The sequence below is a fragment of the Nitrospira sp. Ecomares 2.1 genome (genome assembly GCF_965152585.1).
Window position 1 is genome coordinate 1,556,497 of sequence record NZ_OZ224219.1, and the last position, 14,144, is coordinate 1,570,640.

The following is a 14,144-nucleotide window of genomic DNA, read 5'->3' on the forward strand; positions in this document are numbered from 1 at the left end:
CCAGATAGTTCAAAAAAAAGAAAACAAAACCAGCTTTTTGCTGGCAACAGACCATACGCGGTATTCTAAAGCCGACGAGACGTTGTCCATTGCGAAATCTTATATATAGATGAAAGATGGCTCTATGACTGACCAGCAGAAACCACATCCTCGCGGCGACCAAACAATCATTGGCAAACTGTCCGGAAAATCGATCACCATCCCCGATGTCAATGCCCCGCCCATGCCCGCACTGGCGCCGCCCGGCGTCATTCACAATGGCACAAAAGCCGAAAACTTTGACGAGATCGACTCGTCCATCGGATATCCCGATGTGCGGAGTTTCAGAAGAAAGTTCGGGCTGATCATTCCCGCCACGAATACCAGCATGGAGCACGAACTGTGGAGCATCATCTGTATGAACCAGGGACCGGACGGGTTGCGAGGGGTGGGCCTTCACACGGCCACCGTCATGACCTCGAAGCCGAGATTGGAAACCGAAGAAGATCTGAGGGCGTATAAGAAGCAGTTTCTGGGCGGACTGAGAGCCGCGGTGGATGTGGCCTTGTTGGCAGAGCCACAATACCTGATCATGGGCATGAGCCTGGAGCATATTATTGGAGGCATTGAAGCCATTCGGGCCCCGATGGAGGAGATTGAAGAGTATTCCGGGCTGTCCTGGGCCACCTGGCATGATGCGGTTCATGCGGCGCTGGGGAAATATGGCGCGAAGCGGATCGGCCTCCTGACGCCGTTCGATAAGAAAGGCAACGAGTTCGCAACACAGATGTTCGAAGAACTGGGATACGAGGTGGTATCGAGCGTGGGCTTCTCCTGCGCGAACGCGCTGCATATCGCGCATGTTCCTGACTCGGTAAAGGAAAACGCCATTCTGGAATTGTTGGCGACTGAAGAGCATGCATTGGACGCGGTCGTCCAGTGTGGCACGAATATGAGCTTGATCAACGTGACGGAGAAATTGGAACCGGTGCTAGGGATTCCCATCCTGGGGATTAACGCGGTGACTTTCTGGTACGCGTTACGGGAAAACGGATTCGAAGGACCGTTACCGGGTGGGGGAAGATTGTTGCAAGAATTCTAGGCCGGACGGGAGCCGTACGACCAACCCTATCGCTGACGAGGGGTCTGATCTTTCGCGCCAGTCTCCGGACTCATGAGAAAGGAGATTGGGCTGTGAAAACCAATGGTGAAATTTTGTTCTAGGGAAATGAAGTTAGCCGAACAGTGACGATCTTCGGCCAACCAGAACTCTCATGCTTCGGATCTGGAATCCAAGCATCACCTGATACAACGATGGCCTGACGATGGGGCGCATGGTGCCCAATGTGTTGTCCACAGAAAATCCACACTAATGGAGAGGTCAGGATCAATCTGCCTGGCAACGGGATAGAGATGTCCTGAGTCTAGCCTACTTTTTCACCTTGCAACGATGAGGAGAACAGTATGAGTCAACAGTCACTGTATGAACGTCTTGGCGGGTACGAGGGCATTGTCGGGTTTACAAATAATTTGCTTCCCCGGTTGCAATCCGACCCTCAATTGGGGCGATTCTGGCAGAATCGAGGTAATGACGGGATAGCCAGGGAGCGCCAACTCCTTATTGATTATTTGTGTGCTAATGCCGGAGGTCCGATGTACTACACCGGCCGCGATATGAAGCTCTCCCATAAAGGCATGAAAATCAGCGAACGTGATTGGGCGATTTTCCTTGAACATGCCGGGGCGACGATGAAGGCGTTGCACGTTCCGCGGCAGGAATGTGACGAAGTGGCGTCGTTTGTCTCCAGCTTGAAACCGGATATCGTCGAAGTCTAAGTCGAGGGATGACAAAATCTATCCAGTCCACCACTATAAGGTGGCGCACTTTGGGACGCGCCAAGCATTAGCTCAGCTGCCGGGGCGAACCCCAGCAGAACATCACGCCGACACCAACTCAGCGCGTATAAGGAAGTGTTGAGGTACGAGGTTGTTCTCTGGGTCCGACGCCTTCCGCCCGTCCCATGATCGGACGCTCTTTCCCTTGGCGGGCTTGTCCGAGCCCCGCGAGGTAGCCCGTCTCCTCCTGCTTCACTCAATGGCGGTGACAAGCTGTTCAGCGATCTGTTTGGGGGGAAGATGCGTAGGCGGTTATTTTTGGTATAGAATACCGCCTCCGTGGGAACAGATGATGGCGACTCCTTCGAAATTTTCCGATTCTTTTCTGCCTTCCGGCACATCCACCTGCTTTCGAATTCTTTCCGTATTCTCCCGCTATGGTCTGATCACCAATACCGGACTTCGTGTGGCGATTCGATAGGTTTGTGGCCCTGTCGGGTGCCGGAAGAATGGCTCTCGGGCCTGCCGTTCGACTGTTTGGGCGGGCGTCGAGGCCGGCAGGAATTGGCCCAACAGGCCTCACGGTCTTTTCTGAAGGTGTTTCCATAAAAAACTAGGCAAAAACGTGAGACCTATGCAAAGGAGGCAGGTATGAAACCGTTAGAACACGCCATGATCGACAAATTCAAGACACACTTCGGGGGGGAGGCACTTCTTCCTGGCGACGCCGGCTATGACGAGGTGCGGCAGATCTGGAACGCCATGATCGACCGCCGTCCCGCGTTGATTGCCCGCTGTGTGTCAACTGAAGATGTCGTCCAGGCGGTCGGGTTCGCGCGCAAGCACAACCTGCTTGTCTCGATCCGAGGCGGCGGGCACAACATCGCGGGGAACGCCGTCTGCGACGACGGCCTCATGATTGACCTCTCGCTGATGAAGAATGTTCAAGTGGATCCGAAGGCTCGCCGGGCGACCGTCGAGCCCGGCTGCACCCTTGCCGATTTCGACGCGGCCGCGCAGGCCCACGGCCTCGCCACCCCGCTGGGCATCAACTCGACCACGGGCGTGGCCGGCCTGACGCTCGGAGGCGGGTTCGGCTGGCTGAGCCGGAAGTACGGTATGACCATCGACAACCTGCTTTCCGCGCATGTCGTCACGGCGGAGGGGCGTCAAGTGCATGCCAGCGCAACGGAACACGAAGACCTCTTCTGGGGGCTGCGTGGTGGTGGTGGGAACTTGGGTATTGTCACCAGCTTTGAGTTTCAACTCCATCCCGTCGGGCCGGACGTCTTAAGCGGGCTCATTGTCTTCCCCTTCGACCAGGCGAAGTCGGTGCTGACGCAGTTCGCCGGTTTCACCGAGACGATGCCGGACGAGCTTGCCGTCTGGATGGTCACTCGGAAGGCGCCCCCGCTGCCCTTTCTGCCGGCGGAGGTCCACGGGAAAGAGATCGTCGCCCTGGCATTGTGCTATGCGGGTGACCCCACTCTGGGCAGGACGCTGATCGAGCCGCTGCGCGGGTTCGGCACGGCCTACGGTGAGCACATCGGCGTGCAGCCCTACATGGCCTGGCAACAGGCCTTCGATCCGCTCCTGACGCGGGGTGCGCGCAACTACTGGAAGTCCCATAACTTTTCGAAACTGAGTGACGGCGCGATCGACGCCGTTATTCAATATGTCGGCACCCTTCCGTCGCCGCAATGCGAGATCTTCGTCGCTGCGATCGGCGGCCAGACGGCCCGCGTCGCGCCCGAGGCGATGGCCTACTCAAGCCGGGACGCCAACTACGTGATGAACGTGCATGCCCGTTGGGAGGGAGCTGCCGATGACGAGTCCTGCATCGCCTGGGCGCGCGAATTCTTTGCCGCGTCACAGCCGTTTGCCAGCGGTGGTGCGTACATCAACTTCCTCACCCAAGACGAGACCGACCGCATTGCGTTCGCCTACGGTGCGACGTACAACCGGTTGGTGGAGCTTAAGAAGAAGTACGACCCGACGAACCTCTTCCGGATGAACCAGAACGTCAGGCCGGTCTGAGAGGAGGTGAGGGGCCTCATACTCGCATGCAGCAGAGGGCGCGTCGGATCCCTGCTGATGCGGGTCGTTATGCCTAGACAACAGGTCAGGAGCAATCCTAGGTCCGAATACATTGAATATCTCCAAGAGGTCTGTGCGCCATTGGGCCGATTTGGACACGCCGGCTGTTCGGTGACGATGGTCACTTTCGCAAGGGTGTGAGGTTGGGTCTGGTTGCGGATGATTGATAAAACCAGAGGTCACCAAAACAACAAAAAGGACCCATCAGTTCCCCATTCTTACGATGAAGCACATCATTCCTCCTGCTGCCTGTGGAGCTTCGCAGAGGGTAGAATATTAGGATGGACGTGAAGGCTCTGAAGAGTCGGATTGCGGGCAAGGTGACGGTTGCGACCGACGCCGGGTACGAAGATCTCAGGTGCTCGCTCATTTGGAATCAGCTGACGCCGGGGCGTTACCCGAAGGTGGTCGTGCAGGTGGCCAATGAGCAGGATGTCATCGAGGCTGTCAGGTTTGCTCGCGCTCAGAATTTGAAAGTTTCCGTGCGTGGTGGTGGGCATAGTTGGGTCGGGTTTTCGTTGTGCGACGGGAGCCTGTTGATAGATCTCGGGCGTCTGAACCAGGTTTCGATTGACCCTATGAGTCGCACGGCAGTGGTTCAACCGGCGGTGACGGGGCGGGAGTTAAACCGGCAGTTGTCCGCGCATGAGTTGGCCTTTCCCGTGGGACATTGCCCTTCGGTCCCCATGAGCGGGTTTTTACTGAATGGCGGTTTGGGCTGGAACTCTAATACATGGGGACCGGCCTGCTTTAGCGTCGAGGCGGCCCATGTTGTGACGGCCGATGGCACCTTAGTCGTGGTTAATCAGGAGCAACATGCCGACTTACTCTGGGCAATTCGCGGGGCGGGGCCTGGCTTTTTCGGGGTGTTGACCCAATTCGTTCTCAAGCTGTATCCGGTGCCACGTGCCATGACGACCAGCACTTACTTCTACCCGTTGTCACACATGGAAGAGGTTGGCGCATGGGCAGAGGGAATGGCCAGGCAGTTGCCGCCAGAGGTGGAATTGGCGATGTTCTGCGCGCCGGCGCCACCGGCCTATATCGAACAGTGCCGGTCCGGCAACGGCTTTGTCTGTCTCCTGACTGCGACGGCCTTTCTCGATTCCCAACGTGAAGCCGCTGCCAGGCTCAACCTCCTGGAGGCCTGTCCCGTTTTATCCGCATGTCTGGGAAAGGAAATGATCCAACCGACTTCGCTGGACGCCTTGCTCGATAAGGGCGGGATGTTATGGCCGGACTACCATCGCGCCCTGGCGGAAACGTTTTGGTCGAACTCTTCACCTGTACGGCCGTTGGCGACGATGCGCGAGTCCTTTTTGCACGCGCCGTCATCAAAGTCACTGGGGGCATGCATATTTGCCACCGGTTCGGAGAGTAGTGCTGCAATGCTCCCCGCCGCCGCATTCTCGATGACAGCCAGGACGTTACTTCTCTGCTATGCGATATGGGAACGGCCGGAGGATGATGATGCGAACAGGGCATGGCATTGTGAGACAATTGCGGCATTGAACCGGTTTGCGGTGGGTCATTACGTGGGCGAGTCCGACATCATCGAGGAACTGGTACGCGCCGAACGGTCGTTCGCGCCTGCGAACTGGCAACGCCTCCAGTCGCTGCGCCATACCTACGACCCTGATAGACTTTTTCATACCCACTTCGGGACAGGGTGACTATCAGGGATCTGTCGTACTATCCTTCCCTGCCACTCAGTGGAGGCACAGTTCAGTCCCAATTCTATGAGTGAGGGCGTTAAAATTTTCAAAGAGGAATTCGAACAATCCAGACCCATCCATCCCTGTCGGATGCAAATAATGCTTGAGTGATCATATTTTGCTATAGATACAGCCATGTCTCATCTGTCGTGCCAGGGGACCGCCTTCGGTGGCAGTTGAACTCCAACGTGAGGCCCCACTGAGAAGTGAGGATGATTTCACTGTGCGATAGCATATCGGGACAACCCCCACATTATTGAGAGGGACTTGTTATGAACTGGGCGATTCTTATTATTGCCGGATTATTCGAAGTCGCATGGGCAATTGGGCTCAAATACACGGAGGGCTTTACGCGTCTGTGGCCGACTGTCGGGACTGTGCTGGCCATGGTAATCAGCCTTGGCTTGCTTGGTATTGCAATGAAAACACTTCCCGTCGGGACGGCTTATGCGGTTTGGGTCGGTGTCGGTGCTGTCGGTACTGCCATATTGGGAATCTTCTTGTTTGAGGAGCAGGCGAATCCCGCGCGACTGGTTAGTCTGGCATTGATCCTTGCAGGCATCGTTGGCCTCAAGCTCGCAACCCATGCCTAACTCTTTCTTCCAGTAGACGGGTTTCTGGGGCCGCTGAATTCCAACCTTTGTCGTAAAAAAGCACCCCGGACAATAAATTTATGAGCGAATACGTGGAATTTCTCAAAGAGGTGTTCGAGGAATTCGGACCCATTCATCCACGCCGCATGTTTGGCGGGTATGGGCTCTTCCATGATGGATTGATGTTCGGGCTGGTGGCGGATGATGTGTTGTATTTGAAAGCTGACGAGGCATTGGCCCCATTTTTTGAGGAACGGGAATTAGAGCCCTTCCAGTATAAAAAACACGGCAAGACATTCACCATAGTCCTACTATATGGCCCCCGAGGAGATCTTTGAGGATACGGCGGAGGCGAAGGGCTGGGCGCTTCGGTCGTATGAGGCGGCCGTTCGTGCAAAAAAGTCGGTGAAGAAGGTAAAGCAAAAAAAAAGCCGGTCACGGTTTAATCGTTAGTTCCAGGAAATTTTTTCCTAAAAGTGCATTCGCTGATAGCCCGCGCAGGAGGAAAAATTCAGGATGACGCGGACATCAAACGATATTCCAGGAGACACATTGAGGGGGAGATGATCGGGACGGTCTATATTGCCACCAGCGTTGATGGTTTTATCGCCCGCGAGAATGGCGGTATCGACTGGCTTCCCGGGGTGGGAGATGCCGGGACGGAGGATTACGGGTATCATGAATTCATTGATTCTGTTGATGCCATTGTTATGGGACGGGCCTCATATGAGATGGCATTATCCTTCGGGGCATGGCTCTATGGGGAAAAGCCCGTGGTGGTTCTCAGCAGTCGTCCGGTGGCTATTCGCAAGGACATCGCAAGAACAGTCGAGTCCATGAATGCACCACCGCATGAGGTGGTGCAACGCCTGGCGGGACGTGGATGGAGGCATCTCTATATTGACGGGGGCAAGACCATTCAAGGATTCCTTCGCGAAGACTTGATTCACCGACTGATCATTACGAAGGTTCCCATTCTTCTCGGCACAGGCATTCCCTTGTTCGGGTCGCTTTCCCACGAGATCCACTTGCAGCATCTTGCCACACGAACGTTTGAAAACGGTTTGGTGCAAAGCCACTATGAGGTGCGACGGAATATCACCGTGTAGGCGACTTTTTCCTGGGCTGATTGCAACCCATGGGCGGTGAATTTTTTTTGTATTGTGGCAAGGCGTGTCACGTGACATCCAATCCTCTGACTCAAGTATACTAAGGACGTTCTATGCCATACGTGAATATTCAAATGACGACGGGTGCCTCCAGAGAGCAGAAGGCGGAATTGGTGAAAGACGTCACTGATTCCCTGGTTCGCGTGTTAGGAAAAAACCCGGATCACATCCATGTCGTGATTCAAGAGATTAACGAGGAAGACTGGGGATTTTCCGGACTTCTGACTGATGAATGGAAAAAGCAACAGGACCGATCGTCCTCAAGCGAATGACGATTGACCATTTGGGGGCAGTGGGACCTATGAACCTCAGACTGCGCCATGGTGACCCTTCCGATGCTGAACCGTGTGGCACGATCTGTTACGAAGCGTTTAAGTCCATAGCCGAACAACATAATTTTCCTCCTGATTTTCCTGCCCCGGATATTGCCGTTCAGTTATTTTCTCACCTGTTCTCGCGTCCTGACCTTCATTCAGTCGTAGCTGAAGTGGAAGGGCGGATCGTCGGGAGTAATTTCCTCTGGGAGAATGCCGTTATTGCCGGGGTCGGTCCGATCACCGTGGACCCGGCGGTCCAAAATGGGGCCGTGGGTAGACGCCTGATGGAACATGTGTTGGAGCGGGCGCAGGAGATCCGTTTCGCGAGCGTCCGGTTAGTGCAAGCGGCCTATCACAATCGTTCACTGTCTCTCTATACCAAATTAGGTTTCCAAGCCCGTGAACCGCTTTCGACGATTCAGGGTCCGGCCCTTGGTCTCTCGATATCCGGCCACGCTGTTCGTCAGGCGGTTGAAAAGGATTTGGCGGGTTGCAATCGGTTGTGTCTTCAGGTCCATGGGCACGAACGGGAATCCGAACTGCTGGACGCCATTAAACAACAGACCGCCACCGTGGTCGAACGCGATGGCCGCATTTCGGGCTATGCCACTCTGGTTGGTTTTTTCGGCCATGCGGTTGCCGAGAACAATGAAGACCTGAAGGCGATCATCGGTGCGGCTACCGGTTTTCCCGGTCCGGGATTTTTGCTCCCCACGCGCAATAGTGATCTGCTTCGCTGGTGTCTGGAAAAAGGGCTGCGGGTCGTTCAGCCCATGACGCTGATGAGTATGGGGTTGTATCACGAACCCGACGGGGCCTTTCTGCCTTCCGTGCTGTATTAAGAGAGGAAGGGCGGCTAATCAATCCTTATATAAGGACTACTTCCATGAATTCAAATAAAGCGCTTTGGGAAAAAGGTGACTTTACGCGGATTGCCAACACCATGCGGGAAAGTGGGGAAACGCTTGTTCAGCGACTTGGAATCACAAACGGGCTCAAGGTTTTGGATCTCGGGTGCGGCGATGGCACAACCGCATTGCCTGCGGCAAAACTCGGAGCCGAGGTATTGGGTGTCGATATCGCGAGCAATTTGGTCCAGGCCGGGAATAGGCGGGCCAGGGAGCATGGCTTTGTTAATTGTTCCTTTCAGGAAGGCGATGCGTCCGATTTGCACCAATTGCCGGACCAGGCGTTTGACCTCGTCGTGAGTATCTTCGGGGCGATGTTTGCGTCCAATCCTTTTGCGGTGGCCAAGGAGCAAGTGCGGGTGACCCGACCCGGTGGCCGGATCGTGATGGGGAACTGGATTCCGAATGATCCGACGCTGGTTGCGCAGATTTTGAAAATCAGTTCAAGCTACATGCCGCCGCCTCCTGAGGGATTCGTCAGCCCGATGACGTGGGGGGTCGAAAGCCACGTGGTCGAGCGATTTGCGGGTGCGGGAATTCCGGCCGAGAAAATATCTTTCACACGGGACACGTTTACCTTCAAGTATCCAGGCGCCCCTTCAGTATTTGTGGATGAATTCAAAAAATACTACGGACCAACCATGAATGCCTTCGAAGCCGCCGAAAAGAACGGCCGGGCTGCGGACCTGCAGAAGGAATTGGAAGATTTGTTCAACAACCAAAACACAAGCCTGCACGCTGGTTCCACATTGATTCCTGCAACATTTTTGCGTGTAACCATTGCGCTTTGATCGGGTCGAATACGGGAACCATGCGGGTTCGGTGTAATTTGTGAGCCGAACCGTAACGATGGCGTTGGAGTCGGTAGAGTCTGGAATTGAACAATCGAATGCTATGACCGCCTGTGTGGAGTTTCTCCATGAAATGTTGTGCCACATCCGGCAGGAGCCAAGGTGAACGAAATCAGCGCATTTGTGTTGGAGTATGGCGGGATCGTCTTGTTTTCCATCGTCTCAGGTGAACAAATCGGACTTCCGATTCCGGCTATTCCGGTAATGCTGGCGGCCGTGGCGCTGGCTTGCATGGCCTGGAGCGGGGTATGTCCCGAATAGGGATGTATGGCTACATGAGTCTATTATTGAGTTCGTTCTATAGAATACTCCCTGCGAATCGACAGGTTTTGTTGACCCTGCCCGGTCGCGGACTCTAACCGGCTGAAAAATTCCATTGTTATGGTTAGTCGAATTGTCTCCGGCGGTCAAACGGGTGCTGACCGTGCAGCCCTTGATGTCGCGCTTCATTTAGGAATTGATTGTGGCGGGTGGGTTCCGAATGGGCGGATGGCAGAAGACGGCGTCATTCCCGCACGTTACCCGAACCTTGTCGAGACAGAATTCGACGATCCGAGCATCCGGACGGAGTATAATGTGCGGGACTCAGATGCTACGTTGCTCATCACCCGTGGGGCACCGGCCGGAGGGTCGGCATTCACGGTTGAAGCCGCCATGCGTCTCGGCAAGCCTGTTCTTCATGTCGATCTCCTTCGAGAATCGGTGGAACAGATCGTGCCTCGGGTATGTCAGTGGTTGCAGGATCTTCATCCGGTCATCCTGAATGTGGCCGGGCCTAGAGCCATAGCTGTTAAGCTAAGCCAAAGATGTTCCTTGTTCCTCCGCTTGCCTTGCGCTTTTTTTGTGCTATATTACCGATAGCATTATAGAGCTATCGGGTTTAATGAGAAACTAAGAGGAGGCACCGATGACGCGAGAAGAGCAGACCCTGCAACGGATTCAACGGCAGCTGGCCACCTTGGGCCCGGTTTTGCCGGGGAGCCTGAGTGAGCAGTGGAATGTGTGCGGGACACCGGGCTGCCGGTGCAAAGCTCCCTCCAATCCCAAGAAGCATGGGCCCTACTATCAGCTCAGTTTTACTGTGGCGGGCAAGAGCTCCACGCTCTTCGTCCAGAAGGAGGACCTGGGCGAGGTACGGCGGCGACTCAAGCGCTATCAGCGCTTTAAGGTGTTAACCACGGCCTGGGTCCAGGCGTGTCTCGGCCTGGCTCGCAGCCAGGGCTTCAGGGGGGCGTCAGCATGAGGGGGCTGCCGAAGTTGTTTGCGGGGTTAAAAAAAACGAGATCACTCGACTGGCCAAACACACGGGATTTCAGCAACGCCACGGGCGGCTCACGCCCTATGACTTTCTCGTCCTGCTGACGCTGGGCCAACTGGGGATGATGCATCCGTCCTTGGAGGGGATGGTCGCGGCGCTCTCCTCGCGCATCAGTCGCGAAGCCTTACATCAACGCTTTACGGCCTCAGCGGCCGTCTTTCTCCGCCACTGTCTGCACACCGTGCTTCGACACAAACTGCAGCCGGTGCCGATCCGCACGAACCTGCTCCAGCCGTTTGCTCGCGTCCTGCTCGTGGATAGCTCGAGTTGGGATGTCAGCGAGCAACTGGGCGCGATCTTCCCCGGCTCGGGGGGCAACGCCTCCACCGCCAATTGCAAGCTTCAAACGGCGTATGACTATAAGCAGGGCGAACTGACCTTTCTGGCGGACACCGCCGGTACCGTGCCGGATAATCGCTACACCGACCACCTGCCCGCTCTGGTCAACACGACCGACCTGGTGCTCTTCGATCAGGGCTACTTCAAGCTGGCGACCGTCAACGCCATGATGAGGAAAGGCGCCTTCTTTCTGACGCGCTTGTTCCTCGACACCACGGTGCACGATGGCCAGACGGGCGAGCCGCTTGACCTCGGCCAGGTCTTACGGGCCGCCCCGGGGACGACGGAGGAACGCCTGGTGTGCCTGGGGCAGGGCAAGAATCAAACGCGCGCCTGTCGGCTGGTCTGCCTGCGCGTGACCGCCCAGGTGGCCCAGGCCCGACGCCGGCGGTTCAAGGCCCACGCCCGCCGACAAGGCCGGACCGGCAGTCCACGGCATGTGGCCATGTGCGACTGGACGCTCTTGATCACCAATGTGCCGGAGCCCTGGGTGCCCTTGGACATGGTCCGGGCCTTGTATACGCTCCGGTGGCAGATCGAGTTGCTGTTCAAACAATTTAAATCCATTCTGCGTGTGCATCAGTCGGCCACCGGCAATGTTCATCGCTTGCGATGCGAGCTTTACGGCAAATTGATTGCCGCGGTGTGGGTGCAGCGGCTGCATGCGGTCGCCAACACCGCCCGGTGGAATACCTCACGCCAAGAGATCAGCCTGGCGAAGCTCTACAAGCGGCTCCAGGAACGCGCGTTTCTCCTCGCGCAATTCGTCATGTGGTCGGAGGCCCACGCCATGGGCTATCTGTCCCAAGAGCTTGAGTCGCTGCTCAGGCACTGTCGAAAACATCGACAGCGCTCACGGATGAGCACGCTGGACATGCTCGAAGTGGGCTTCGATCCGAAACTCTACAGAGGGCAAGGGCAAGGCTTAGCTTAACACCTATGGGCCTAGAGCCAGCGAAGATCGTGAAATTTATAATTTCACTACAGTTGTGTTGAAATGTGTCTTTTCTGCGCTGAAAAGCAGGATGAACATTGGGCCCGAATTATAATACTGGAGTTATAGCTCTGGAGATAAAATCTCACCTGCGTGCATCATTTTACCCTTCAGCTGAATTACCAACCTGGATGAGACCGGAGGATCGTTGGCCGGTGAGGTCGGCGTAAAAATCCTTGCCTTCGTGATTGATGACGATGAAGGCCGGGAAATCTTCCACTTCGATTTTCCACACGGCTTCCATACCGAGATCTTCGAATTCCAGGACTTCCACTTTTTTGATACTATGTTCGGCCAACCGCGCGGCCGGGCCTCCGATGGATCCCAGGTAAAACCCGCCATGCTTTCCACAGGCCTCCCGCACTTGTTTGGAGCGATTGCCTTTTGCCAGCATCACCATGCTGCCGCCTGCTTCTTGAAACTGGTCGACGTAGGAATCCATCCGTCCGGCGGTGGTGGGGCCGAACGATCCCGATGCATGGCCTTGGGGCTTTTTAGCAGGTCCGGCGTAATAGACCACATGATCTTTCAGGTATTGTGGTAAACCTTTCCCGGCATCCAGCTGTTCTTTAATTCGGGCATGCGCAATATCCCGCGCCACAACGATGGGGCCGGTGAGGGAGAGACGTGTCGCCACGGGATGCTTGCGAAGGTCTGTCAGAATGTCTGCCATCGGCCGGTTTAAGTTGATTTTTATGACATGGCCATTCAAATCTTCGTCTGTCACCTCGGGTAAATATTTCGCAGGATTGGTTTCGAGCTGTTCCAGGAAGATGCCTTCCTTGGTGATTTTTCCAAGGATTTGTCGATCGGCTGAACAGGAGACGCCCAAGCCGACGGGGCAGGAGGCTCCGTGTCGGGGCAAGCGGATCACTCGCACGTCGTGAGCGAAGTACTTTCCCCCGAATTGCGCACCGATGCCGGTCTCGGCGCAGAGTTGAAGAATTTGTCTTTCCAGATCCAGATCTCGAAAGGCACGGCCCTGGTTGTTGCCTGAGGTGGGCAGATCATCCAGGTAATGGCAGCTGGCCAGTTTCACGGTCTTTAATGTGAATTCCGCGGAAAGGCCGCCCACGACAAAGGCCAGATGATACGGCGGACAGGCCGAGGTGCCGAGCGTTCGAATTTTTTCTGCCACGAACGCGAGCAGGGATTTGGGATTTAAGAGGGCTTTGGTTTCTTGATAGAGAAAGGTTTTGTTCGCGGAACCTCCCCCTTTGGCAATGAATAAAAAATGATACTCCGATCCCGGCTTGGCGTAGAGGTCGATTTGTGCTGGAAGATTCGTGCCGGTATTTTTTTCCGTGTACATGTCGAGTGGGGCCATTTGGGAATATCGGAGGTTGCGCGTATCGTAGGCTTCGAAAATCCCGCGGGAGAGGGCTTCGGCATCATCGCCGGTGGTGAAGACCTGTTGCCCTTTATAGCCCGTGGCGATGGCCGTTCCGGTGTCCTGGCAGCCGGGTAGCACGCGGGCAGAGGCGATGTTGGCATTTTTGAGGAGTTCTATCGCGACAAACCGGTCATTTTCCGAGGCCTCGGGGTCTTCCAATATTTTGGCCAATTGTGCCAGATGGCTTGGTCGCAACAAATGGGCGATGTCATCCATGGCCTCGCGAGCCAGGAGGGTGAGGGCCTCGGGTTGGACCTTGACGAGTTCCTGACCTTCACAGTTCGTGGTGGACACATAGTCCGACGTGAGCTTTCGATAGCTGGTCGTATCTGCTTGATGTTCAAATATCTCCTGGTACTGAAATTCTCCCATGTCTGTCAGTCCCTTCTTCGTCTATAACTTTAAATATCCTTTGTGTGCCCCACGGTAATTGCAGGTCCGTGGGCTTGGCAATATGGTTCTCGCCGGATCGTCAATTGTGCGTCTTTTTTTATTGAAACTTCAAGGGAGTCTCGAGTTTTTTTCGGCCGTAGATTAGAATGCCCCCACGCCATTTTGAATGGGACATGTCAGTGTGGAAGTCGTTAGTCCGCCTGTCGTGCGTTGTTTGGACCTGGTCTCTCGATTATTCTCCC

General features: G+C 55.5%; 14 protein-coding genes and 1 pseudogene. 14 read left to right on the plus strand and 1 reads right to left on the minus strand.

What is annotated here, in order from left to right; genetic code table 11:
* The first annotated feature begins 124 nt into the window (after positions 1–124).
* The 14 genes and pseudogenes from ACWHYD_RS06770 (at position 125) to ACWHYD_RS06835 (ending at position 12,056) form a co-directional block, all read left to right on the plus strand.
* Positions 125–1,081, plus strand: coding sequence for a maleate cis-trans isomerase family protein (locus ACWHYD_RS06770; RefSeq protein ID WP_447965155.1), 957 nt, complete (start codon positions 125–127; stop codon positions 1,079–1,081).
* 362 nt (positions 1,082–1,443) lie between these two features.
* Entirely contained in the window at positions 1,444–1,815 is a 372-nt protein-coding gene (locus ACWHYD_RS06775) for a group I truncated hemoglobin (RefSeq protein ID WP_447965156.1), read from the plus strand.
* Positions 1,816–2,466: 651 nt separating this feature from the next.
* Positions 2,467–3,852 carry an FAD-binding oxidoreductase gene (locus tag ACWHYD_RS06780; RefSeq protein ID WP_447965157.1) on the plus strand — a complete coding sequence of 462 codons (1,386 nt, stop codon included), beginning with the start codon at positions 2,467–2,469 and terminating at the stop codon, positions 3,850–3,852.
* A gap of 341 nt (positions 3,853–4,193) precedes the next feature.
* A pseudogene (locus ACWHYD_RS06785) lies at positions 4,194–4,703 on the plus strand (FAD-binding oxidoreductase); the annotation flags it as partial.
* Positions 4,704–5,899: 1,196 nt separating this feature from the next.
* Positions 5,900–6,220 (plus strand): quaternary ammonium compound efflux SMR transporter SugE, encoded by a 321-nt coding sequence (gene sugE, locus ACWHYD_RS06790; protein WP_447965158.1) that lies wholly within the window; start codon positions 5,900–5,902, stop codon positions 6,218–6,220.
* Between the two features lie 80 nt (positions 6,221–6,300).
* Positions 6,301–6,558: a TfoX/Sxy family protein gene (locus ACWHYD_RS06795; protein WP_447965159.1), complete on the plus strand. Its 258-nt coding sequence runs from the start codon at positions 6,301–6,303 to the stop codon at positions 6,556–6,558.
* A gap of 225 nt (positions 6,559–6,783) precedes the next feature.
* Positions 6,784–7,329 carry a dihydrofolate reductase family protein gene (locus tag ACWHYD_RS06800; RefSeq protein WP_447965833.1) on the plus strand — a complete coding sequence of 182 codons (546 nt, stop codon included), beginning with the start codon at positions 6,784–6,786 and terminating at the stop codon, positions 7,327–7,329.
* 113 nt (positions 7,330–7,442) lie between these two features.
* A complete protein-coding gene (locus ACWHYD_RS06805) occupies positions 7,443–7,661 on the plus strand; it encodes a 2-hydroxymuconate tautomerase (RefSeq protein ID WP_447965160.1) in 219 nt (72 codons plus the stop codon).
* Complete coding sequence (locus tag ACWHYD_RS06810) at positions 7,658–8,548, plus strand: GNAT family N-acetyltransferase (protein WP_447965834.1); 891 nt, start codon at positions 7,658–7,660, stop codon at positions 8,546–8,548. Before ACWHYD_RS06805 ends, ACWHYD_RS06810 begins: the two co-directional genes overlap by 4 nt.
* Positions 8,549–8,592: 44 nt before the next feature.
* Positions 8,593–9,405, plus strand: coding sequence for a class I SAM-dependent methyltransferase (locus tag ACWHYD_RS06815; RefSeq protein WP_447965161.1), 813 nt, complete (start codon positions 8,593–8,595; stop codon positions 9,403–9,405).
* A 138-nt stretch (positions 9,406–9,543) separates the two neighbouring features.
* Positions 9,544–9,726 carry a hypothetical protein gene (locus ACWHYD_RS06820; protein WP_447965162.1) on the plus strand — a complete coding sequence of 61 codons (183 nt, stop codon included), beginning with the start codon at positions 9,544–9,546 and terminating at the stop codon, positions 9,724–9,726.
* A 120-nt stretch (positions 9,727–9,846) separates the two neighbouring features.
* The gene (locus tag ACWHYD_RS06825; RefSeq protein ID WP_447965163.1) at positions 9,847–10,326 is read left to right on the plus strand and encodes a putative molybdenum carrier protein; all 480 of its coding nucleotides are present in this window, start codon (positions 9,847–9,849) and stop codon (positions 10,324–10,326) included.
* A gap of 46 nt (positions 10,327–10,372) precedes the next feature.
* Positions 10,373–10,708 (plus strand): DUF6788 family protein, encoded by a 336-nt coding sequence (locus ACWHYD_RS06830; RefSeq protein ID WP_447963655.1) that lies wholly within the window; start codon positions 10,373–10,375, stop codon positions 10,706–10,708.
* 40 nt (positions 10,709–10,748) lie between these two features.
* Complete coding sequence (locus ACWHYD_RS06835) at positions 10,749–12,056, plus strand: IS4 family transposase (RefSeq protein WP_447965821.1); 1,308 nt, start codon at positions 10,749–10,751, stop codon at positions 12,054–12,056.
* A gap of 163 nt (positions 12,057–12,219) precedes the next feature.
* On the opposite strand, the gene ACWHYD_RS06840 is transcribed toward ACWHYD_RS06835, so the two are convergent.
* Positions 12,220–13,881 carry a fumarate hydratase gene (locus ACWHYD_RS06840; protein ID WP_447965164.1) on the minus strand — a complete coding sequence of 554 codons (1,662 nt, stop codon included), beginning with the start codon at positions 13,879–13,881 and terminating at the stop codon, positions 12,220–12,222.
* Positions 13,882–14,144 lie beyond the last annotated feature (263 nt).